Source organism: Tenacibaculum retecalamus (genome assembly GCF_027941755.1).
Lineage (GTDB): Bacteria > Bacteroidota > Bacteroidia > Flavobacteriales > Flavobacteriaceae > Polaribacter > Polaribacter haliotis_B.
Genome location: NZ_CP115916.1, coordinates 929801 through 954173, shown reverse-complemented (window position 1 = coordinate 954173; position 24373 = coordinate 929801). Strand labels below are relative to the sequence as shown.

Below are 24373 nucleotides of genomic sequence, written 5' to 3'. Positions count from 1 at the left end.
AATTTTAAAAGAATCGAGGGGATCTAAACTTTGTATTTCTTAATAAATCGTATTGTAACATAATCTCGTGGGTTCCTGAGTTTGTTACGTTATAATTAGAGGTTGTTAAATCATATGAATACCCGATAAGTAATTTATCTGATACTTGAAAACCTAAAAGTGCACTAATAGAATCATCCCATCTCCAACCTATACCTGCTCTAAACTTTTCATTAAATAGAAAATTAGCTGATATATCTAAAGATAAAGGTGCTCCTGAAACTGCTTTTACTAAAGCTGCTGGTTTAAACTTTAAATCTTCATTTATATCATATACATATCCAGCTATAAAGAAAAAGTGCATTCTTTCAATGGCTGTTGTTTGTGCATTTGCTAAATTTCCATCATAATGTTCCATCCTTAAAATGTTAGGGACAGATAAACCTACATACCATTCTGGTTTATGGTAATAAATTCCGGCTCCAACAGTTGGTAAAAATTTATTTATATTTTCTCCAAAAATTGGTTCATCTTGATTTGCTTTTCCTCTACTCCAGTCTATATTTAATAATCTACCTCCTAAACGTAAACCAAAAGCGAAATTACCTTCATCACCTGTTTCGATAGTATACGATAGATTTGCATCTAAATAAATCTCTCTAGAGGGACCTATCTCATCATTCATTAAATTTACTCCTAAACCTAAGCCTGAATACCCTATAGGAGTATCATAACTTATATTTTGTGTATTTGGAGCTCCTTCGAAACCTACCCATTGCGTTCTTCCAATAGCGGTAATAACACCATAGCCTTTAGAACCAGCATAAGCAGGATTCACACTCATTGTGTTATACATATACTGTGTATATTGAGGGTCTTGCTGTGCTTGTACATTTGTAACCATGCATATACTAAATGCACATACCAAGATTATACTTAAAAATAATTTCATTTTATATAAAATTTTATTTCAATTTATTTTTTTGTAAAAGTATTAATTATCTATTAATATAAATCCAACCTTTTCTTACTTTAGAACCATTTCCTAAATCTAACATATAAAAATAAGTTCCAACAGGTAATTTTTCATCTACACTAACATTTACACGTCCGTTAGAGATACCTCTAAATACTTTATCTGTATTGTTATATCCTTTAACTTTATATACTGTGTTCCCCCATCTGTTAAATATCTCTAAAGTATTGTTTTGGAAATTCTCAATACAACCTATTACAAGGTAATCATTTTTATTATCATCGTTTGGTGAAAACTCGTTGTACACTTCAACACAAGTATCTAAATCAACAGCATCTCCGAAAATATCATCATCGCCATCTACACTGTCAGCAATTCCATCTCCATCATTATCTGTTCCACTGTCACCAACTGTTCCATTACCTCCATCAGTTGGATCGGTTGGATCGGTATCGTTTACATCTGTGTTTCCTGCATCACCAAAGTTTCCGTCATCTTCATCAACTTCATCTTGAATTCCATCACCATCACTATCTGGCCCATCAACAATTCCGTCATCATTTGTATCTGAATCTTCATTACCACCTTCTACAACATCATTAATTCCGTCGTCATCACTATCTAAATCTTGATAATCTGGAACGCCATCGCCATCACTGTCTGTATTGTCTGGCTCTCCTCCGTTTCCTTCTCCGAAGTTAGCATCGTCTGCATCTGCGCTATCTACAATTCCGTCACCATCACTATCAGGTCCATCTGCGATTCCGTCATTATTAACATCAACATTTTCATCTTCGATAACATCGTTGATTCCGTCATTATCACTGTCTAAATCTTGATAATCTGGAACGCCATCGCCATCGGTATCTGGCTCTTCGTCTCCTGGATTTTCAGAATCATCTGCCTGTCCATCATTGTTTATATCTGAGAAACCATTATCATTTGCATCAATAACTCCATCATCGTTTGTGTCTAAATCACCATCTCCTCCTTCATTTACATCTAAAATTCCGTCATTATCACTATCTAAATCTAAACTATCTGGTATTCCATCTTCGTCAGTATCTGTAATACCATCTCCTTCTTCTGTATCAGGTATTCCATCATTATCATCATCTACATCTACATAATCTGGTATTCCATCTCCATCTGTATCTTTTGGATTTACAGTTAAATAAACCGTTGCATTGTCACATACTAGTGGTGTTCCATCATCACATATCGTATATACAAAACTATCTGTTCCTGAATAACCTGGATTTGGTGTGTATGTAAACGTTCCGTCAGTGTTGATTACTAAAACTCCATTGGTTGGTCCAGTTACTGCTGTGGTAGTGATTGTTATATTATCACCTTCTGGATCAAAATCATTCGATAATAAATCTCCCGAAATCACGCCATCTTCATCTCCGTTAAATGCATCGTCGATTGCATACAAGTTATTTTCTGTATTTGTCTCCGTTACCGTAATCGTTACCGTAGCTGTATCACAAGCTTGTGGTGTTCCATCATCACATATAGTATACGTAAAACTGTCTTCGCCTACAAATCCTGGGTTTGGTGTATAAACATACGTTCCGTCAGCATTGATTGTTACAGTTCCGTTTGTTGGATTACCTACTGGCACTGTATTAATAGTAATTGTATCGCCGTTTGGATCAAAATCATTTGATAATAAATCTCCAGTTACTGGTGTTCCTGATTCTGTGATTCCAATATCGTTGTTTGCTATTGGTGCATCATTTACTCCTGAACTTGTTACTGGTAATACTTCTACCGTTACTGTTGCCGTAGCACACTCTTGTGGTGTTCCATCATCACATACAGTATATGTAAAACTATCTTCGCCTGTAAATCCTGCATTTGGTGTGTAAGTATAACTTCCATCAGGGTTCATTACCACTGTTCCATTCGTTGGTTGTGTATTTGAACTTACCGTTTGAGTATCTCCCTCTAAATCGAAATCGTTTGTTAATACGTTTCCACTTACCGCTATACCATCATATGTGTTTACGATGTCCGCTATTGCATGAGTCGTGTTTATTGCATTTACTGTTAAGTAAACCGTTCCATTGTCACATACTGGTGGTGTTCCATCATCACATATAGTGTACACAAAACTATCTGTTCCTGTATAACCTGCATTTGGTGTGTATGTAAACGTTCCGTCAGTGTTGATTACTAAAACTCCATTGGTTGGTCCAGTTACTGCTGTGGTAGTGATTGTTATATTATCACCTTCTGGATCAAAATCATTCGATAATAAATCTCCCGAAATCACGCCATCTTCATCTCCGTTAAATGCATCGTCGATTGCATACAAGTTATTTTCTGTATTTGTCTCCGTTACCGTAATCGTTACCGTAGCTGTATCACAAGCTTGTGGTGTTCCATCATCACATATAGTATACGTAAAACTGTCTTCGCCTACAAATCCTGGGTTTGGTGTATAAACATACGTTCCGTCAGAATTGATTGTTACAGTTCCGTTTGTTGGATTACCTACTGGCACTGTATTAATCGTAATTGTATCGCCGTTTGGATCAAAATCATTTGATAATAAATCTCCAGTTACTGGTGTTCCTGATTCTGTGATTCCAATATCATTGTTTGCTATTGGTGCATCATTTACTCCTGAACTTGTTACTGGTAATACTTCTACCGTTACTGTTGCCGTAGCACATGCATGTGGTGTTCCATCATCACATACAGTATATATAAAACTATCTTCGCCTGTAAACCCTGTATTTGGTGTGTAAGTATAACTTCCATCAGGGTTCATTACCACTGTTCCATTCGTTGGTTGGGTATTTGAACTTACCGTTTGAGTATCTCCCTCTAAATCGAAATCGTTTGTTAATACGTTTCCACTTACAGCAATACCATCGTATGTGTTTACTATGTCCGCTATTGCATTTGTACAATTATAAATAATCGTTATTGAAACAGCAGGAGAAATACATCCTGTTCCATTCATTGCTGTTAATTCATATGTTCCTGAAACTAGACTTGTAAAACTTGTTCCCGTTTGAGATGCTACCACTGGCGTAACCCCTGTCAAAGTATATGTTAAACCTGCAACAGGGCTTGTTACTATTATACTTCCTGTTCCAACACTACATGTTGAATTTCCTTGAGTGAATAAAGGTTCTTTTGGTGCTGCAGTTACTGTTACTGTTCTTGTTTCTGTTGCATTTGAACATCCTCCAGTTCCTGTTACTGTATAAGTAATCGTTGCCGTTCCTGCTGCAACTCCGGTTACAACTCCCGTTGAAATATCAACTGTTGCTATTAAATTATCTGATGAACTCCAGTTTCCTGCATCTCCATCACTTGTTAAACTTGTTGTTCCTGTTACACAAATTTCTTGTGTTCCACTTAACATTCCTGCATTTGGTGCGGCTTGTTCGGTTACAACTACATCTGCTGTATTATTTGTTGTACATGGCGCTGTTGCTGTTTGGGTATATGTATAAGTCAATCCTGAATTACTCCATGTTCCTCCTGCTGCTGGACTTCCACCTAACTCTGCAAATAACTGAGCATCTGTTGGAGTAGTTCCTGCACAAACGGTTAACGTTCCATCTGTTCCAGCACTTAATGGTGCGGCTTGTTCGGTTACAACTACATCTGCTGTATTATTTGTTGTACATGGCGCTGTTGCTGTTTGGGTATATGTATAAGTCAATCCTGAATTACTCCATGTTCCTCCTGCTGCTGGACTTCCACCTAACTCTGCAAATAACTGAGCATCTGTTGGAGTAGTTCCTGCACAAACGGTTAACGTTCCATCTGTTCCAGCACTTAATGGTGCGGCTTGTTCGGTTACAACTACATCTGCTGTATTATTTGTTGTACATGGCGCTGTTGCTGTTTGGGTATATGTATAAGTCAATCCTGAATTACTCCATGTTCCTCCTGCTGCTGGACTTCCACCTAACTCTGCAAATAACTGAGCGTCTGTTGGAGTAGTTCCTGCACAAACGGTTAACGTTCCATCTGTTCCAGCACTTAATGGTGCGGCTTGTTCGGTTACAACTACATCTGCTGTATTATTTGTTGTACATGGCGCTGTTGCTGTTTGGGTATATGTATAAGTCAATCCTGAATTACTCCATGTTCCTCCTGCTGCTGGACTTCCACCTAACTCTGCAAATAACTGAGCGTCTGTTGGAGTAGTTCCTGCACAAACGGTTAACGTTCCATCTGTTCCAGCACTTAATGGTGCGGCTTGTTCGGTTACAACTACATCTGCTGTATTATTTGTTGTACATGGCGCTGTTGCTGTTTGGGTATATGTATAAGTCAATCCTGAATTACTCCATGTTCCTCCTGCTGCTGGACTTCCACCTAACTCTGCAAATAACTGAGCGTCTGTTGGAGTAGTTCCTGCACAAACGGTTAACGTTCCATCTGTTCCAGCACTTAATGGTGCGGCTTGTTCGGTTACAACTACATCTGCTGTATTATTTGTTGTACATGGCGCTGTTGCTGTTTGGGTATATGTATAAGTCAATCCTGAATTACTCCATGTTCCTCCTGCTGCTGGACTTCCACCTAACTCTGCAAATAACTGAGCGTCTGTTGGAGTAGTTCCTGCACAAACGGTTAACGTTCCATCTGTTCCAGCACTTAATGGTGCGGCTTGTTCGGTTACAACTACATCTGCTGTATTATTTGTTGTACATGGCGCTGTTGCTGTTTGGGTATATGTATAAGTCAATCCTGAATTACTCCATGTTCCTCCTGCTGCTGGACTTCCACCTAACTCTGCAAATAACTGAGCGTCTGTTGGAGTAGTTCCTGCACAAACGGTTAACGTTCCATCTGTTCCAGCACTTAATGGTGCGGCTTGTTCGGTTACAACTACATCTGCTGTATTATTTGTTGTACATGGCGCTGTTGCTGTTTGGGTATATGTATAAGTCAATCCTGAATTACTCCATGTTCCTCCTGCTGCTGGACTTCCACCTAACTCTGCAAATAACTGAGCATCTGTTGGAGTAGTTCCTGCACAAACGGTTAACGTTCCATCTGTTCCAGCACTTAATGGTGCGGCTTGTTCGGTTACAACTACATCTGCTGTATTATTTGTTGTACATGGCGCTGTTGCTGTTTGGGTATATGTATAAGTCAATCCTGAATTACTCCATGTTCCTCCTGCTGCTGGACTTCCACCTAACTCTGCAAATAACTGAGCGTCTGTTGGAGTAGTTCCTGCACAAACGGTTAACGTTCCATCTGTTCCAGCACTTAATGGTGCGGCTTGTTCGGTTACAACTACATCTGCTGTATTATTTGTTGTACATGGCGCTGTTGCTGTTTGGGTATATGTATAAGTCAATCCTGAATTACTCCATGTTCCTCCTGCTGCTGGACTTCCACCTAACTCTGCAAATAACTGAGCGTCTGTTGGAGTAGTTCCTGCACAAACGGTTAACGTTCCATCTGTTCCAGCACTTAATGGTGCGGCTTGTTCGGTTACAACTACATCTGCTGTATTATTTGTTGTACATGGCGCTGTTGCTGTTTGGGTATATGTATAAGTCAATCCTGAATTACTCCATGTTCCTCCTGCTGCTGGACTTCCACCTAACTCTGCAAATAACTGAGCGTCTGTTGGAGTAGTTCCTGCACAAACGGTTAACGTTCCATCTGTTCCAGCACTTAATGGTGCGGCTTGTTCGGTTACAACTACATCTGCTGTATTATTTGTTGTACATGGCGCTGTTGCTGTTTGGGTATATGTATAAGTCAATCCTGAATTACTCCATGTTCCTCCTGCTGCTGGACTTCCACCTAACTCTGCAAATAACTGAGCGTCTGTTGGAGTAGTTCCTGCACAAACGGTTAACGTTCCATCTGTTCCAGCACTTAATGGTGCGGCTTGTTCGGTTACAACTACATCTGCTGTATTATTTGTTGTACATGGCGCTGTTGCTGTTTGGGTATATGTATAAGTCAATCCTGAATTACTCCATGTTCCTCCTGCTGCTGGACTTCCACCTAACTCTGCAAATAACTGAGCGTCTGTTGGAGTAGTTCCTGCACAAACGGTTAACGTTCCATCTGTTCCAGCACTTAATGGTGCGGCTTGTTCGGTTACAACTACATCTGCTGTATTATTTGTTGTACATGGCGCTGTTGCTGTTTGGGTATATGTATAAGTCAATCCTGAATTACTCCATGTTCCTCCTGCTGCTGGACTTCCACCTAACTCTGCAAATAACTGAGCATCTGTTGGAGTAGTTCCTGCACAAACGGTTAACGTTCCATCTGTTCCAGCACTTAATGGTGCGGCTTGTTCGGTTACAACTACATCTGCTGTATTATTTGTTGTACATGGCGCTGTTGCTGTTTGGGTATATGTATAAGTCAATCCTGAATTACTCCATGTTCCTCCTGCTGCTGGACTTCCACCTAACTCTGCAAATAACTGAGCATCTGTTGGAGTAGTTCCTGCACAAACGGTTAACGTTCCATCTGTTCCAGCACTTAATGGTGCGGCTTGTTCGGTTACAACTACATCTGCTGTATTATTTGTTGTACATGGCGCTGTTGCTGTTTGGGTATATGTATAAGTCAATCCTGAATTACTCCATGTTCCTCCTGCTGCTGGACTTCCACCTAACTCTGCAAATAACTGAGCGTCTGTTGGAGTAGTTCCTGCACAAACGGTTAACGTTCCATCTGTTCCAGCACTTAATGGTGCGGCTTGTTCGGTTACAACTACATCTGCTGTATTATTTGTTGTACATGGCGCTGTTGCTGTTTGGGTATATGTATAAGTCAATCCTGAATTACTCCATGTTCCTCCTGCTGCTGGACTTCCACCTAACTCTGCAAATAACTGAGCGTCTGTTGGAGTAGTTCCTGCACAAACGGTTAACGTTCCATCTGTTCCAGCACTTAATGGTGCGGCTTGTTCGGTTACAACTACATCTGCTGTATTATTTGTTGTACATGGCGCTGTTGCTGTTTGGGTATATGTATAAGTCAATCCTGAATTACTCCATGTTCCTCCTGCTGCTGGACTTCCACCTAACTCTGCAAATAACTGAGCGTCTGTTGGAGTAGTTCCTGCACAAACGGTTAACGTTCCATCTGTTCCAGCACTTAATGGTGCGGCTTGTTCGGTTACAACTACATCTGCTGTATTATTTGTTGTACATGGCGCTGTTGCTGTTTGGGTATATGTATAAGTCAATCCTGAATTACTCCATGTTCCTCCTGCTGCTGGACTTCCACCTAACTCTGCAAATAACTGAGCGTCTGTTGGAGTAGTTCCTGCACAAACGGTTAACGTTCCATCTGTTCCAGCACTTAATGGTGCGGCTTGTTCGGTTACAACTACATCTGCTGTATTATTTGTTGTACATGGCGCTGTTGCTGTTTGGGTATATGTATAAGTCAATCCTGAATTACTCCATGTTCCTCCTGCTGCTGGACTTCCACCTAACTCTGCAAATAACTGAGCGTCTGTTGGAGTAGTTCCTGCACAAACGGTTAACGTTCCATCTGTTCCAGCACTTAATGGTGCGGCTTGTTCGGTTACAACTACATCTGCTGTATTATTTGTTGTACATGGCGCTGTTGCTGTTTGGGTATATGTATAAGTCAATCCTGAATTACTCCATGTTCCTCCTGCTGCTGGACTTCCACCTAACTCTGCAAATAACTGAGCATCTGTTGGAGTAGTTCCTGCACAAACGGTTAACGTTCCATCTGTTCCAGCACTTAATGGTGCGGCTTGTTCGGTTACAACTACATCTGCTGTATTATTTGTTGTACATGGCGCTGTTGCTGTTTGGGTATATGTATAAGTCAATCCTGAATTACTCCATGTTCCTCCTGCTGCTGGACTTCCACCTAACTCTGCAAATAACTGAGCATCTGTTGGAGTAGTTCCTGCACAAACGGTTAACGTTCCATCTGTTCCAGCACTTAATGGTGCGGCTTGTTCGGTTACAACTACATCTGCTGTATTATTTGTTGTACATGGCGCTGTTGCTGTTTGGGTATATGTATAAGTCAATCCTGAATTACTCCATGTTCCTCCTGCTGCTGGACTTCCACCTAACTCTGCAAATAACTGAGCATCTGTTGGAGTAGTTCCTGCACAAACGGTTAACGTTCCATCTGTTCCAGCACTTAATGGTGCGGCTTGTTCGGTTACAACTACATCTGCTGTATTATTTGTTGTACATGGCGCTGTTGCTGTTTGGGTATATGTATAAGTCAATCCTGAATTACTCCATGTTCCTCCTGCTGCTGGACTTCCACCTAACTCTGCAAATAACTGAGCGTCTGTTGGAGTAGTTCCTGCACAAACGGTTAACGTTCCATCTGTTCCAGCACTTAATGGTGCGGCTTGTTCGGTTACAACTACATCTGCTGTATTATTTGTTGTACATGGCGCTGTTGCTGTTTGGGTATATGTATAAGTCAATCCTGAATTACTCCATGTTCCTCCTGCTGCTGGACTTCCACCTAACTCTGCAAATAACTGAGCGTCTGTTGGAGTAGTTCCTGCACAAACGGTTAACGTTCCATCTGTTCCAGCACTTAATGGTGCGGCTTGTTCGGTTACAACTACATCTGCTGTATTATTTGTTGTACATGGCGCTGTTGCTGTTTGGGTATATGTATAAGTCAATCCTGAATTACTCCATGTTCCTCCTGCTGCTGGACTTCCACCTAACTCTGCAAATAACTGAGCGTCTGTTGGAGTAGTTCCTGCACAAACGGTTAACGTTCCATCTGTTCCAGCACTTAATGGTGCGGCTTGTTCGGTTACAACTACATCTGCTGTATTATTTGTTGTACATGGCGCTGTTGCTGTTTGGGTATATGTATAAGTCAATCCTGAATTACTCCATGTTCCTCCTGCTGCTGGACTTCCACCTAACTCTGCAAATAACTGAGCGTCTGTTGGAGTAGTTCCTGCACAAACGGTTAACGTTCCATCTGTTCCAGCACTTAATGGTGCGGCTTGTTCGGTTACAACTACATCTGCTGTATTATTTGTTGTACATGGCGCTGTTGCTGTTTGGGTATATGTATAAGTCAATCCTGAATTACTCCATGTTCCTCCTGCTGCTGGACTTCCACCTAACTCTGCAAATAACTGAGCGTCTGTTGGAGTAGTTCCTGCACAAACGGTTAACGTTCCATCTGTTCCAGCACTTAATGGTGCGGCTTGTTCGGTTACAACTACATCTGCTGTATTATTTGTTGTACATGGCGCTGTTGCTGTTTGGGTATATGTATAAGTCAATCCTGAATTACTCCATGTTCCTCCTGCTGCTGGACTTCCACCTAACTCTGCAAATAACTGAGCATCTGTTGGAGTAGTTCCTGCACAAACGGTTAACGTTCCATCTGTTCCAGCACTTAATGGTGCGGCTTGTTCGGTTACAACTACATCTGCTGTATTATTTGTTGTACATGGCGCTGTTGCTGTTTGGGTATATGTATAAGTCAATCCTGAATTACTCCATGTTCCTCCTGCTGCTGGACTTCCACCTAACTCTGCAAATAACTGAGCGTCTGTTGGAGTAGTTCCTGCACAAACGGTTAACGTTCCATCTGTTCCAGCACTTAATGGTGCGGCTTGTTCGGTTACAACTACATCTGCTGTATTATTTGTTGTACATGGCGCTGTTGCTGTTTGGGTATATGTATAAGTCAATCCTGAATTACTCCATGTTCCTCCTGCTGCTGGACTTCCACCTAACTCTGCAAATAACTGAGCGTCTGTTGGAGTAGTTCCTGCACAAACGGTTAACGTTCCATCTGTTCCAGCACTTAATGGTGCGGCTTGTTCGGTTACAACTACATCTGCTGTATTATTTGTTGTACATGGCGCTGTTGCTGTTTGGGTATATGTATAAGTCAATCCTGAATTACTCCATGTTCCTCCTGCTGCTGGACTTCCACCTAACTCTGCAAATAACTGAGCGTCTGTTGGAGTAGTTCCTGCACAAACGGTTAACGTTCCATCTGTTCCAGCACTTAATGGTGCGGCTTGTTCGGTTACAACTACATCTGCTGTATTATTTGTTGTACATGGCGCTGTTGCTGTTTGGGTATATGTATAAGTCAATCCTGAATTACTCCATGTTCCTCCTGCTGCTGGACTTCCACCTAACTCTGCAAATAACTGAGCGTCTGTTGGAGTAGTTCCTGCACAAACGGTTAACGTTCCATCTGTTCCAGCACTTAATGGTGCGGCTTGTTCGGTTACAACTACATCTGCTGTATTATTTGTTGTACATGGCGCTGTTGCTGTTTGGGTATATGTATAAGTCAATCCTGAATTACTCCATGTTCCTCCTGCTGCTGGACTTCCACCTAACTCTGCAAATAACTGAGCGTCTGTTGGAGTAGTTCCTGCACAAACGGTTAACGTTCCATCTGTTCCAGCACTTAATGGTGCGGCTTGTTCGGTTACAACTACATCTGCTGTATTATTTGTTGTACATGGCGCTGTTGCTGTTTGGGTATATGTATAAGTCAATCCTGAATTACTCCATGTTCCTCCTGCTGCTGGACTTCCACCTAACTCTGCAAATAACTGAGCATCTGTTGGAGTAGTTCCTGCACAAACGGTTAACGTTCCATCTGTTCCAGCACTTAATGGTGCGGCTTGTTCGGTTACAACTACATCTGCTGTATTATTTGTTGTACATGGCGCTGTTGCTGTTTGGGTATATGTATAAGTCAATCCTGAATTACTCCATGTTCCTCCTGCTGCTGGACTTCCACCTAACTCTGCAAATAACTGAGCGTCTGTTGGAGTAGTTCCTGCACAAACGGTTAACGTTCCATCTGTTCCAGCACTTAATGGTGCGGCTTGTTCGGTTACAACTACATCTGCTGTATTATTTGTTGTACATGGCGCTGTTGCTGTTTGGGTATATGTATAAGTCAATCCTGAATTACTCCATGTTCCTCCTGCTGCTGGACTTCCACCTAACTCTGCAAATAACTGAGCATCTGTTGGAGTAGTTCCTGCACAAACGGTTAACGTTCCATCTGTTCCAGCACTTAATGGTGCGGCTTGTTCGGTTACAACTACATCTGCTGTATTATTTGTTGTACATGGCGCTGTTGCTGTTTGGGTATATGTATAAGTCAATCCTGAATTACTCCATGTTCCTCCTGCTGCTGGACTTCCACCTAACTCTGCAAATAACTGAGCATCTGTTGGAGTAGTTCCTGCACAAACGGTTAACGTTCCATCTGTTCCAGCACTTAATGGTGCGGCTTGTTCAGTTACAACTACATCTGCTGTATTATTTGTTGTACATGGCGCTGTTGCTGTTTGGGTATATGTATAAGTCAATCCTGAATTACTCCATGTTCCTCCTGCTGCTGGACTTCCACCTAACTCTGCAAATAACTGAGCGTCTGTTGGAGTAGTTCCTGCACAAACGGTTAACGTTCCATCTGTTCCAGCACTTAATGGTGCGGCTTGTTCGGTTACAACTACATCTGCTGTATTATTTGTTGTACATGGCGCTGTTGCTGTTTGGGTATATGTATAAGTCAATCCTGAATTACTCCATGTTCCTCCTGCTGCTGGACTTCCACCTAACTCTGCAAATAACTGAGCGTCTGTTGGAGTAGTTCCTGCACAAACGGTTAACGTTCCATCTGTTCCAGCACTTAATGGTGCGGCTTGTTCGGTTACAACTACATCTGCTGTATTATTTGTTGTACATGGCGCTGTTGCTGTTTGGGTATATGTATAAGTCAATCCTGAATTACTCCATGTTCCTCCTGCTGCTGGACTTCCACCTAACTCTGCAAATAACTGAGCGTCTGTTGGAGTAGTTCCTGCACAAACGGTTAACGTTCCATCTGTTCCAGCACTTAATGGTGCGGCTTGTTCGGTTACAACTACATCTGCTGTATTATTTGTTGTACATGGCGCTGTTGCTGTTTGGGTATATGTATAAGTCAATCCTGAATTACTCCATGTTCCTCCTGCTGCTGGACTTCCACCTAACTCTGCAAATAACTGAGCGTCTGTTGGAGTAGTTCCTGCACAAACGGTTAACGTTCCATCTGTTCCAGCACTTAATGGTGCGGCTTGTTCGGTTACAACTACATCTGCTGTATTATTTGTTGTACATGGCGCTGTTGCTGTTTGGGTATATGTATAAGTCAATCCTGAATTACTCCATGTTCCTCCTGCTGCTGGACTTCCACCTAACTCTGCAAATAACTGAGCGTCTGTTGGAGTAGTTCCTGCACAAACGGTTAACGTTCCATCTGTTCCAGCACTTAATGGTGCGGCTTGTTCGGTTACAACTACATCTGCTGTATTATTTGTTGTACATGGCGCTGTTGCTGTTTGGGTATATGTATAAGTCAATCCTGAATTACTCCATGTTCCTCCTGCTGCTGGACTTCCACCTAACTCTGCAAATAACTGAGCATCTGTTGGAGTAGTTCCTGCACAAACGGTTAACGTTCCATCTGTTCCAGCACTTAATGGTGCGGCTTGTTCGGTTACAACTACATCTGCTGTATTATTTGTTGTACATGGCGCTGTTGCTGTTTGGGTATATGTATAAGTCAATCCTGAATTACTCCATGTTCCTCCTGCTGCTGGACTTCCACCTAACTCTGCAAATAACTGAGCGTCTGTTGGAGTAGTTCCTGCACAAACGGTTAACGTTCCATCTGTTCCAGCACTTAATGGTGCGGCTTGTTCGGTTACAACTACATCTGCTGTATTATTTGTTGTACATGGCGCTGTTGCTGTTTGGGTATATGTATAAGTCAATCCTGAATTACTCCATGTTCCTCCTGCTGCTGGACTTCCACCTAACTCTGCAAATAACTGAGCGTCTGTTGGAGTAGTTCCTGCACAAACGGTTAACGTTCCATCTGTTCCAGCACTTAATGGTGCGGCTTGTTCGGTTACAACTACATCTGCTGTATTATTTGTTGTACATGGCGCTGTTGCTGTTTGGGTATATGTATAAGTCAATCCTGAATTACTCCATGTTCCTCCTGCTGCTGGACTTCCACCTAACTCTGCAAATAACTGAGCGTCTGTTGGAGTAGTTCCTGCACAAACGGTTAACGTTCCATCTGTTCCAGCACTTAATGGTGCGGCTTGTTCGGTTACAACTACATCTGCTGTATTATTTGTTGTACATGGCGCTGTTGCTGTTTGGGTATATGTATAAGTCAATCCTGAATTACTCCATGTTCCTCCTGCTGCTGGACTTCCACCTAACTCTGCAAATAACTGAGCGTCTGTTGGAGTAGTTCCTGCACAAACGGTTAACGTTCCATCTGTTCCAGCACTTAATGGTGCGGCTTGTTCGGTTACAACTACATCTGCTGTATTATTTGTTGTACATGGCGCTGTTGCTGTTTGGGTATATGTATAAGTCAATCCTGAATTACTCCATGTTCCTCCTGCTGCTGGACTTCCACCTAACTCTGCAAATAACTGAGCGTCTGTTGGAGTAGTTCCTGCACAAACGGTTAACGTTCCATCTGTTCCAGCACTTAATGGTGCGGCTTGTTCGGTTACAACTACATCTGCTGTATTATTTGTTGTACATGGCGCTGTTGCTGTTTGGGTATATGTATAAGTCAATCCTGAATTACTCCATGTTCCTCCTGCTGCTGGACTTCCACCTAACTCTGCAAATAACTGAGCATCTGTTGGAGTAGTTCCTGCACAAACGGTTAACGTTCCATCTGTTCCAGCACTTAATGGTGCGGCTTGTTCGGTTACAACTACATCTGCTGTATTATTTGTTGTACATGGCGCTGTTGCTGTTTGGGTATATGTATAAGTCAATCCTGAATTACTCCATGTTCCTCCTGCTGCTGGACTTCCACCTAACTCTGCAAATAACTGAGCGTCTGTTGGAGTAGTTCCTGCACAAACGGTTAACGTTCCATCTGTTCCAGCACTTAATGGTGCGGCTTGTTCGGTTACAACTACATCTGCTGTATTATTTGTTGTACATGGCGCTGTTGCTGTTTGGGTATATGTATAAGTCAATCCTGAATTACTCCATGTTCCTCCTGCTGCTGGACTTCCACCTAACTCTGCAAATAACTGAGCATCTGTTGGAGTAGTTCCTGCACAAACGGTTAACGTTCCATCTGTTCCAGCACTTAATGGTGCGGCTTGTTCGGTTACAACTACATCTGCTGTATTATTTGTTGTACATGGCGCTGTTGCTGTTTGGGTATATGTATAAGTCAATCCTGAATTACTCCATGTTCCTCCTGCTGCTGGACTTCCACCTAACTCTGCAAATAACTGAGCGTCTGTTGGAGTAGTTCCTGCACAAACGGTTAACGTTCCATCTGTTCCAGCACTTAATGGTGCGGCTTGTTCGGTTACAACTACATCTGCTGTATTATTTGTTGTACATGGCGCTGTTGCTGTTTGGGTATATGTATAAGTCAATCCTGAATTACTCCATGTTCCTCCTGCTGCTGGACTTCCACCTAACTCTGCAAATAACTGAGCGTCTGTTGGAGTAGTTCCTGCACAAACGGTTAACGTTCCATCTGTTCCAGCACTTAATGGTGCGGCTTGTTCGGTTACAACTACATCTGCTGTATTATTTGTTGTACATGGCGCTGTTGCTGTTTGGGTATATGTATAAGTCAATCCTGAATTACTCCATGTTCCTCCTGCTGCTGGACTTCCACCTAACTCTGCAAATAACTGAGCGTCTGTTGGAGTAGTTCCTGCACAAACGGTTAACGTTCCATCTGTTCCAGCACTTAATGGTGCGGCTTGTTCGGTTACAACTACATCTGCTGTATTATTTGTTGTACATGGCGCTGTTGCTGTTTGGGTATATGTATAAGTCAATCCTGAATTACTCCATGTTCCTCCTGCTGCTGGACTTCCACCTAACTCTGCAAATAACTGAGCGTCTGTTGGAGTAGTTCCTGCACAAACGGTTAACGTTCCATCTGTTCCAGCACTTAATGGTGCGGCTTGTTCGGTTACAACTACATCTGCTGTATTATTTGTTGTACATGGCGCTGTTGCTGTTTGGGTATATGTATAAGTCAATCCTGAATTACTCCATGTTCCTCCTGCTGCTGGACTTCCACCTAACTCTGCAAATAACTGAGCGTCTGTTGGAGTAGTTCCTGCACAAACGGTTAACGTTCCATCTGTTCCAGCACTTAATGGTGCGGCTTGTTCGGTTACAACTACATCTGCTGTATTATTTGTTGTACATGGCGCTGTTGCTGTTTGGGTATATGTATAAGTCAATCCTGAATTACTCCATGTTCCTCCTGCTGCTGGACTTCCACCTAACTCTGCAAATAACTGAGCATCTGTTGGAGTAGTTCCTGCACAAACGGTTAACGTTCCATCTGTTCCAGCACTTAATGGTGCGGCTTGTTCGGTTACAACTACATCTGCTGTATTATTTGTTGTACATGGCGCTGTTGCTGTTTGGGTATATGTATAAGTCAATCCTGAATTACTCCATGTTCCTCCTGCTGCTGGACTTCCACCTAACTCTGCAAATAACTGAGCATCTGTTGGAGTAGTTCCTGCACAAACGGTTAACGTTCCATCTGTTCCAGCACTTAATGGTGCGGCTTGTTCGGTTACAACTACATCTGCTGTATTATTTGTTGTACATGGCGCTGTTGCTGTTTGGGTATATGTATAAGTCAATCCTGAATTACTCCATGTTCCTCCTGCTGCTGGACTTCCACCTAACTCTGCAAATAACTGAGCGTCTGTTGGAGTAGTTCCTGCACAAACGGTTAACGTTCCATCTGTTCCAGCACTTAATGGTGCGGCTTGTTCGGTTACAACTACATCTGCTGTATTATTTGTTGTACATGGCGCTGTTGCTGTTTGGGTATATGTATAAGTCAATCCTGAATTACTCCATGTTCCTCCTGCTGCTGGACTTCCACCTAACTCTGCAAATAACTGAGCGTCTGTTGGAGTAGTTCCTGCACAAACGGTTAACGTTCCATCTGTTCCAGCACTTAATGGTGCGGCTTGTTCGGTTACAACTACATCTGCTGTATTATTTGTTGTACATGGCGCTGTTGCTGTTTGGGTATATGTATAAGTCAATCCTGAATTACTCCATGTTCCTCCTGCTGCTGGACTTCCACCTAACTCTGCAAATAACTGAGCATCTGTTGGAGTAGTTCCTGCACAAACGGTTAACGTTCCATCTGTTCCAGCACTTAATGGTGCGGCTTGTTCGGTTACAACTACATCTGCTGTATTATTTGTTGTACATGGCGCTGTTGCTGTTTGGGTATATGTATAAGTCAATCCTGAATTACTCCATGTTCCTCCTGCTGCTGGACTTCCACCTAACTCTGCAAATAACTGAGCGTCTGTTGGAGTAGTTCCTGCACAAACGGTTAACGTTCCATCTGTTCCAGCACTTAATGGTGCGGCTTGTTCGGTTACAACTACATCTGCTGTATTATTTGTTGTACATGGCGCTGTTGCTGTTTGGGTATATGTATAAGTCAATCCTGAATTACTCCATGTTCCTCCTGCTGCTGGACTTCCACCTAACTCTGCAAATAACTGAGCGTCTGTTGGAGTAGTTCCTGCACAAACGGTTAACGTTCCATCTGTTCCAGCACTTAATGGTGCGGCTTGTTCGGTTACAACTACATCTGCTGTATTATTTGTTGTACATGGCGCTGTTGCTGTTTGGGTATATGTATAAGTCAATCCTGAATTACTCCATGTTCCTCCTGCTGCTGGACTTCCACCTAACTCTGCAAATAACTGAGCGTCTGTTGGAGTAGTTCCTGCACAAACGGTTAACGTTCCATCTGTTCCAGCACTTAATGGTGCGGCTTGTTCGGTTACAACTACATCTGCTGTATTATTTGTTGTACATGGCGCTGTTGCTGTTTGGGTATATGTATAAGTCAATCCTGAATTACTCCATGTTCCTCCTGCTGCTGGACTTCCACCTAACTCTGCAAATAACTGAGCGTCTGTTGGAGTAGTTCCTGCACAAACGGTTAACGTTCCATCTGTTCCAGCACTTAATGGTGCGGCTTGTTCGGTTACAACTACATCTGCTGTATTATTTGTTGTACATGGCGCTGTTGCTGTTTGGGTATATGTATAAGTCAATCCTGAATTACTCCATGTTCCTCCTGCTGCTGGACTTCCACCTAACTCTGCAAATAACTGAGCGTCTGTTGGAGTAGTTCCTGCACAAACGGTTAACGTTCCATCTGTTCCAGCACTTAATGGTGCGGCTTGTTCGGTTACAACTACATCTGCTGTATTATTTGTTGTACATGGCGCTGTTGCTGTTTGGGTATATGTATAAGTCAATCCTGAATTACTCCATGTTCCTCCTGCTGCTGGACTTCCACCTAACTCTGCAAATAACTGAGCATCTGTTGGAGTAGTTCCTGCACAAACGGTTAACGTTCCATCTGTTCCAGCACTTAATGGTGCGGCTTGTTCGGTTACAACTACATCTGCTGTATTATTTGTTGTACATGGCGCTGTTGCTGTTTGGGTATATGTATAAGTCAATCCTGAATTACTCCATGTTCCTCCTGCTGCTGGACTTCCACCTAACTCTGCAAATAACTGAGCGTCTGTTGGAGTAGTTCCTGCACAAACGGTTAACGTTCCATCTGTTCCAGCACTTAATGGTGCGGCTTGTTCGGTTACAACTACATCTGCTGTATTATTTGTTGTACATGGCGCTGTTGCTGTTTGGGTATATGTATAAGTCAATCCTGAATTACTCCATGTTCCTCCTGCTGCTGGACTTCCACCTAACTCTGCAAATAACTGAGCATCTGTTGGAGTAGTTCCTGCACAAACGGTTAACGTTCCATCTGTTCCAGCACTTAATGGTGCGGCTTGTTCGGTTACAACTACATCTGCTGTATTATTTGTTGTACATGGCGCTGTTGCTGTTTGGGTATATGTATAAGTCAATCCTGAATTACTCCATGTTCCTCCTGCTGCTGGACTTCCACCTAACTCTGCAAATAACTGAGCGTCTGTTGGAGTAGTTCCTGCACAAACGGTTAACGTTCCATCTGTTCCAGCACTTAATGGTGCGGCTTGTTCGGTTACAACTACATCTGCTGTATTATTTGTTGTACATGGCGCTGTTGCTGTTTGGGTATATGTATAAGTCAATCCTGAATTACTCCATGTTCCTCCTGCTGCTGGACTTCCACCTAACTCTGCAAATAACTGAGCATCTGTTGGAGTAGTTCCTGCACAAACGGTTAACGTTCCATCTGTTCCAGCACTTAATGGTGCGGCTTGTTCGGTTACAACTACATCTGCTGTATTATTTGTTGTACATGGCGCTGTTGCTGTTTGGGTATATGTATAAGTCAATCCTGAATTACTCCATGTTCCTCCTGCTGCTGGACTTCCACCTAACTCTGCAAATAACTGAGCGTCTGTTGGAGTAGTTCCTGCACAAACGGTTAACGTTCCATCTGTTCCAGCACTTAATGGTGCGGCTTGTTCGGTTACAACTACATCTGCTGTATTATTTGTTGTACATGGCGCTGTTGCTGTTTGGGTATATGTATAAGTCAATCCTGAATTACTCCATGTTCCTCCTGCTGCTGGACTTCCACCTAACTCTGCAAATAACTGAGCGTCTGTTGGAGTAGTTCCTGCACAAACGGTTAACGTTCCATCTGTTCCAGCACTTAATGGTGCGGCTTGTTCGGTTACAACTACATCTGCTGTATTATTTGTTGTACATGGCGCTGTTGCTGTTTGGGTATATGTATAAGTCAATCCTGAATTACTCCATGTTCCTCCTGCTGCTGGACTTCCACCTAACTCTGCAAATAACTGAGCATCTGTTGGAGTAGTTCCTGCACAAACGGTTAACGTTCCATCTGTTCCAGCACTTAATGGTGCGGCTTGTTCGGTTACAACTACATCTGCTGTATTATTTGTTGTACATGGCGCTGTTGCTGTTTGGGTATATGTATAAGTCAATCCTGAATTACTCCATGTTCCTCCTGCTGCTGGACTTCCACCTAACTCTGCAAATAACTGAGCGTCTGTTGGAGTAGTTCCTGCACAAACGGTTAACGTTCCATCTGTTCCAGCACTTAATGGTGCGGCTTGTTCGGTTACAACTACATCTGCTGTATTATTTGTTGTACATGGCGCTGTTGCTGTTTGGGTATATGTATAAGTCAATCCTGAATTACTCCATGTTCCTCCTGCTGCTGGACTTCCACCTAACTCTGCAAATAACTGAGCATCTGTTGGAGTAGTTCCTGCACAAACGGTTAACGTTCCATCTGTTCCAGCACTTAATGGTGCGGCTTGTTCGGTTACAACTACATCTGCTGTATTATTTGTTGTACATGGCGCTGTTGCTGTTTGGGTATATGTATAAGTCAATCCTGAATTACTCCATGTTCCTCCTGCTGCTGGACTTCCACCTAACTCTGCAAATAACTGAGCGTCTGTTGGAGTAGTTCCTGCACAAACGGTTAACGTTCCATCTGTTCCAGCACTTAATGGTGCGGCTTGTTCGGTTACAACTACATCTGCTGTATTATTTGTTGTACATGGCGCTGTTGCTGTTTGGGTATATGTATAAGTCAATCCTGAATTACTCCATGTTCCTCCTGCTGCTGGACTTCCACCTAACTCTGCAAATAACTGAGCGTCTGTTGGAGTAGTTCCTGCACAAACGGTTAACGTTCCATCTGTTCCAGCACTTAATGGTGCGGCTTGTTCGGTTACAACTACATCTGCTGTATTATTTGTTGTACATGGCGCTGTTGCTGTTTGGGTATATGTATAAGTCAATCCTGAATTACTCCATGTTCCTCCTGCTGCTGGACTTCCACCTAACTCTGCAAATAACTGAGCGTCTGTTGGAGTAGTTCCTGCACAAACGGTTAACGTTCCATCTGTTCCAGCACTTAATGGTGCGGTAGTTACAACCAAAGTAACATCATCTTCTTCTACACAACTATTGTTTGTTGTAGTTACTTCAACTCTATAAACATTTCCGTTGAAACTGCTTGGTGCATTTGTTATTGTTAAAGAGCTTGTTGAAGCTCCACTGTATGGATCAACATTGGTTAAAGCTGTAGTACTAGCCCCTAAATACCATTTATAAGTATAATCTCCTGCAGATATTGCCACTGAAGTATCATCTCCTGGATCTGCTACAGTTCCGAAGTCTGTAGTTCTTATTCCTGTTGGTGTTACTGTTAATGTAATATCATCCCCTTCACATATTTCTGCTGGATTTGGTGAAATAATGACATTAGAAACTACATCACTAATTAATTCAGCTCCATTAAGTCCATCATAACCACCTGTACCTCCTACTACCTGACCATTAGTACCAATAGAAGAGCCATCTAAAACACCATCCTTATTCACATCTACTCCTCCTGACTCTATAGAATCTGGACAGCCGTCATTATCACTATCTAAATCTAAATAATCAGGTGTACCATCATTATCTGTATCATTAAAACCTGATGGACATACTAATTCACTAAAAACTATATTATCTACACCTACATCGTTACCTGAAGAACCATTTGGTTGATCATTGACAATTACAATATCTACACTTGTTGTTGTAGCGGTGAAATTTAAAGTTACTCTCTTCCATATATCGTCATTAAGCACGCCTAATCCTGCTGATGATATTACATGTAAAACTGTACCCGAAGTAGTTCTTACTTCAAGTCTAAAAATAGGTAAATCAGCACAACCATTACAAATACCAGCTAAATCTACCCTAAATTCATAGTCTGCACCAATAATTAAATTGGTTAATGGCTGACTATAAAAATCAACATTTCCTGTATTAATCATATTAATAGACAAGAATCTACCCTGGTTAGAACCTCCTGCAGGCTCTGTATCTCTATCTATATTTGCATCTAAATTACCGTTCTGATCAGTACGATTGTAATCATTAAGACCTGGTGTAAGTGCAGGGTCGGATGCAACAACCGCATAAGAACCATCAGGTATAGCTCCTGTAGTATCAAATGTATGATTTAATACATTTGCATTCGTAGTTCTTCCTACTCCTGTACCAAAATCTTCACTGAATAATATATTTTCTTGTTTTTCTGAAATATCACAGTTACTTTTTTCAATAAGATCTAAAATACCATCATTATCATCATCTTCATCACAAACGTCATTAATTCCATCCCCATCAGAATCTGACGCCGTTGGATTACCGTCTGCACTTGCACCATCTATACAAGGATCTACAGCAGCAACAACTGATAAAGTTGCACTATTCGTTTCTCTTATACATAAATTATCATCACTTGTAATCAATAAAAAATACTCATTACCATCTAAACCACTTACATTACTTATTGTAAGAGTGTTTGTTGCCACACCTCCATACACACCTGCTACTGTTAGCGATGTACCGCCTGAATCTGGGTCTCCTAAATACCATTGATAATTAACGCCCGATGGAGCATTTGTTGGTGTAACTGAACTTATTGTAAAACTAGTTGAATCACCGTCTGTTATACTTTGATTTGCTAATGCAGTTGCGTCTACAACTATTTGAGTTGCTAAAACTTCGTTTCCTGTAACACCATTATAACCTCCTGAGCCTCCTGTTACTTGACCTACAGAGCTAATTCCTGTACCATCTAAAACACCATCTCTTGTACCATCTACACCTCCTGATTCTATTGAATCTGGGCAATTATCGTTATCAGAGTCAGTATCTAAATAATCTGGCATACCATCGCCATCTGTATCTAAACTAGTAACTGTACCGTTTGCATTTAAAGTAGAGCCATTTGCTGCTGCATAATCTGCATCTTTATAATTTACTGTTCCGTCATTATCGTCATCTGCAGAAGGATCTCCTAACAAGCAACTAAAATTATCTATACTTACAGTAAATGCTTGCACATCTTGACTTCCAAAATTAAAGGCGTTCGCTGAAGAAAAAACAACATTGCCATCTACCGTTATGGAATAACTTGCTGTACTATCTGAATTCGATCCATTTACACGAGACAAACCATCACCAAAAGAATCATTTATAGTAAATGTATAAACACCAGACTCCGTAACAGTAAACGATTGCGTAATCACTTCATCACCATTTGAATACGTTGCCACCAGACCCTAAATTACCCGAAGACGCATCTGTTAAGCTCCATGTTGTTTCATTTTCATCTCGATCTAAATCAATTGTTATAGTAATTGATGATGATGAAGAAGCGTTAGTTCCACAAAGTTCTTGAGTATCAAGAATACCATCATTATCGTCATCTAAATCACTAACATCGTCTATACCGTCACCATCTGTATCAACACAACATGAAACGCTAAAATTATTTTGAAGATAAATAAATTGAGAGTCATTAGTAGCATCTCGTAATGCCTTATATACAAATGTTACCTCATCAATATATCCACCGTTTGAATCTACAATAACAGTTCCTCTTCCATTAATAGCAGAAAAACCTCCACTACCACTACTTACTGCCGAAGCTGTTTGACCAACTATCGTGAAAACTGGAGTCGCTGATGCAGCTGTTAAAGATAAAGGAACGTTGGTACCTGATAATGAAGCAGAAAAACTCGCTTCATCTTGCCAACCTGAACCACCTGAATCAATTCCATCAATTGCAAAATTAACTAACTTTATAGGTTTTGTAAAGGTTAATTTATATACTACTTCATCATTTGCATTTGCATCGTACATTGACATCCTATATCTACCATCTCCAACAACTTGTGTTGGGTCTAGAAAGGCAGTATTAAGATTGGTTGCATTATCATAACCACTAACAACAGTATTTGAATTACCACAAGTAGTTACTGTATTAGAACCGTTTTGCACATCTGCACCATGAATAGCTGCCCAATCAAATTGGACACTTTCAGTAGAACAGCTTTGACCAAACATTACGTTAAAACTCAAAAGTAGCAACAAAAAAGCAAGATTAAATGTACCTCTAAATTTTAAAATAGATGACAAAGGACTTGCTTTTTTTACCGTTAACCCTGAAAAAAAGTCTCTCAACCTAAATGAATTGTAATTTTTCCCCATATTATTATGTACTAACAAACTAAATAAAGTTTAGTTATTGTTTTATTTTTTTGCAACTATAATTTAACGTGAAAATCCCCCCAAAAAAACACCTAATCGCTTTAGCGACAGATTAATCGTTTCTTGGGGGGACATTTCTAATATAACGACGCAAATGTAATTGTTTTTTTTTACACTCTACATTTAAGACACTCTTTTTTTACTTTAGTCACATTTACTTTAAAGAAAAACATTTTTTTTAAAACCGCACACCTCATAAGCAAAAAGAATCAACAGTTGCAAATCAATAAAAAAAAACTATTTAAACGAGTGCGATACACCTTGTTTT

General features: G+C 41.5%; 3 protein-coding genes. All 3 read right to left on the bottom strand.

The annotated features are described in order from the left end of the window. Positions 1-4 precede the first annotated feature (4 nt). From PG912_RS04670 to PG912_RS04660, 3 genes are read right to left on the bottom strand one after another with little or no spacing between them, the layout of a single operon-like run. The gene (locus PG912_RS04670) at positions 5-931 is read right to left on the bottom strand and encodes a PorP/SprF family type IX secretion system membrane protein (RefSeq protein WP_275688664.1); all 927 of its coding nucleotides are present in this window, start codon (positions 929-931) and stop codon (positions 5-7) included. Between the two features lie 46 nt (positions 932-977). Continuing rightward, positions 978-23108, bottom strand: coding sequence for a tandem-95 repeat protein (locus PG912_RS04665; protein WP_275688663.1), 22131 nt, complete (start codon positions 23106-23108; stop codon positions 978-980). After that, positions 23086-23901 (bottom strand): hypothetical protein, encoded by an 816-nt coding sequence (locus PG912_RS04660; protein WP_275688662.1) that lies wholly within the window; start codon positions 23899-23901, stop codon positions 23086-23088. Before PG912_RS04660 ends, PG912_RS04665 begins: the two co-directional genes overlap by 23 nt. Between the last annotated feature and the right edge of the window lie 472 nt (positions 23902-24373).

Excerpts from the sequence above, each read along its gene's own strand:
- PG912_RS04660 (WP_275688662.1), bottom strand. The coding sequence starts at position 23,901 with ATGTTTGGTCAAAGCTGTTCTACTGAAAGTGTCCAATTTGATTGGGCA.
- PG912_RS04670 (WP_275688664.1), bottom strand. The coding sequence starts at position 931 with ATGAAATTATTTTTAAGTATAATCTTGGTATGTGCATTTAGTATATGC.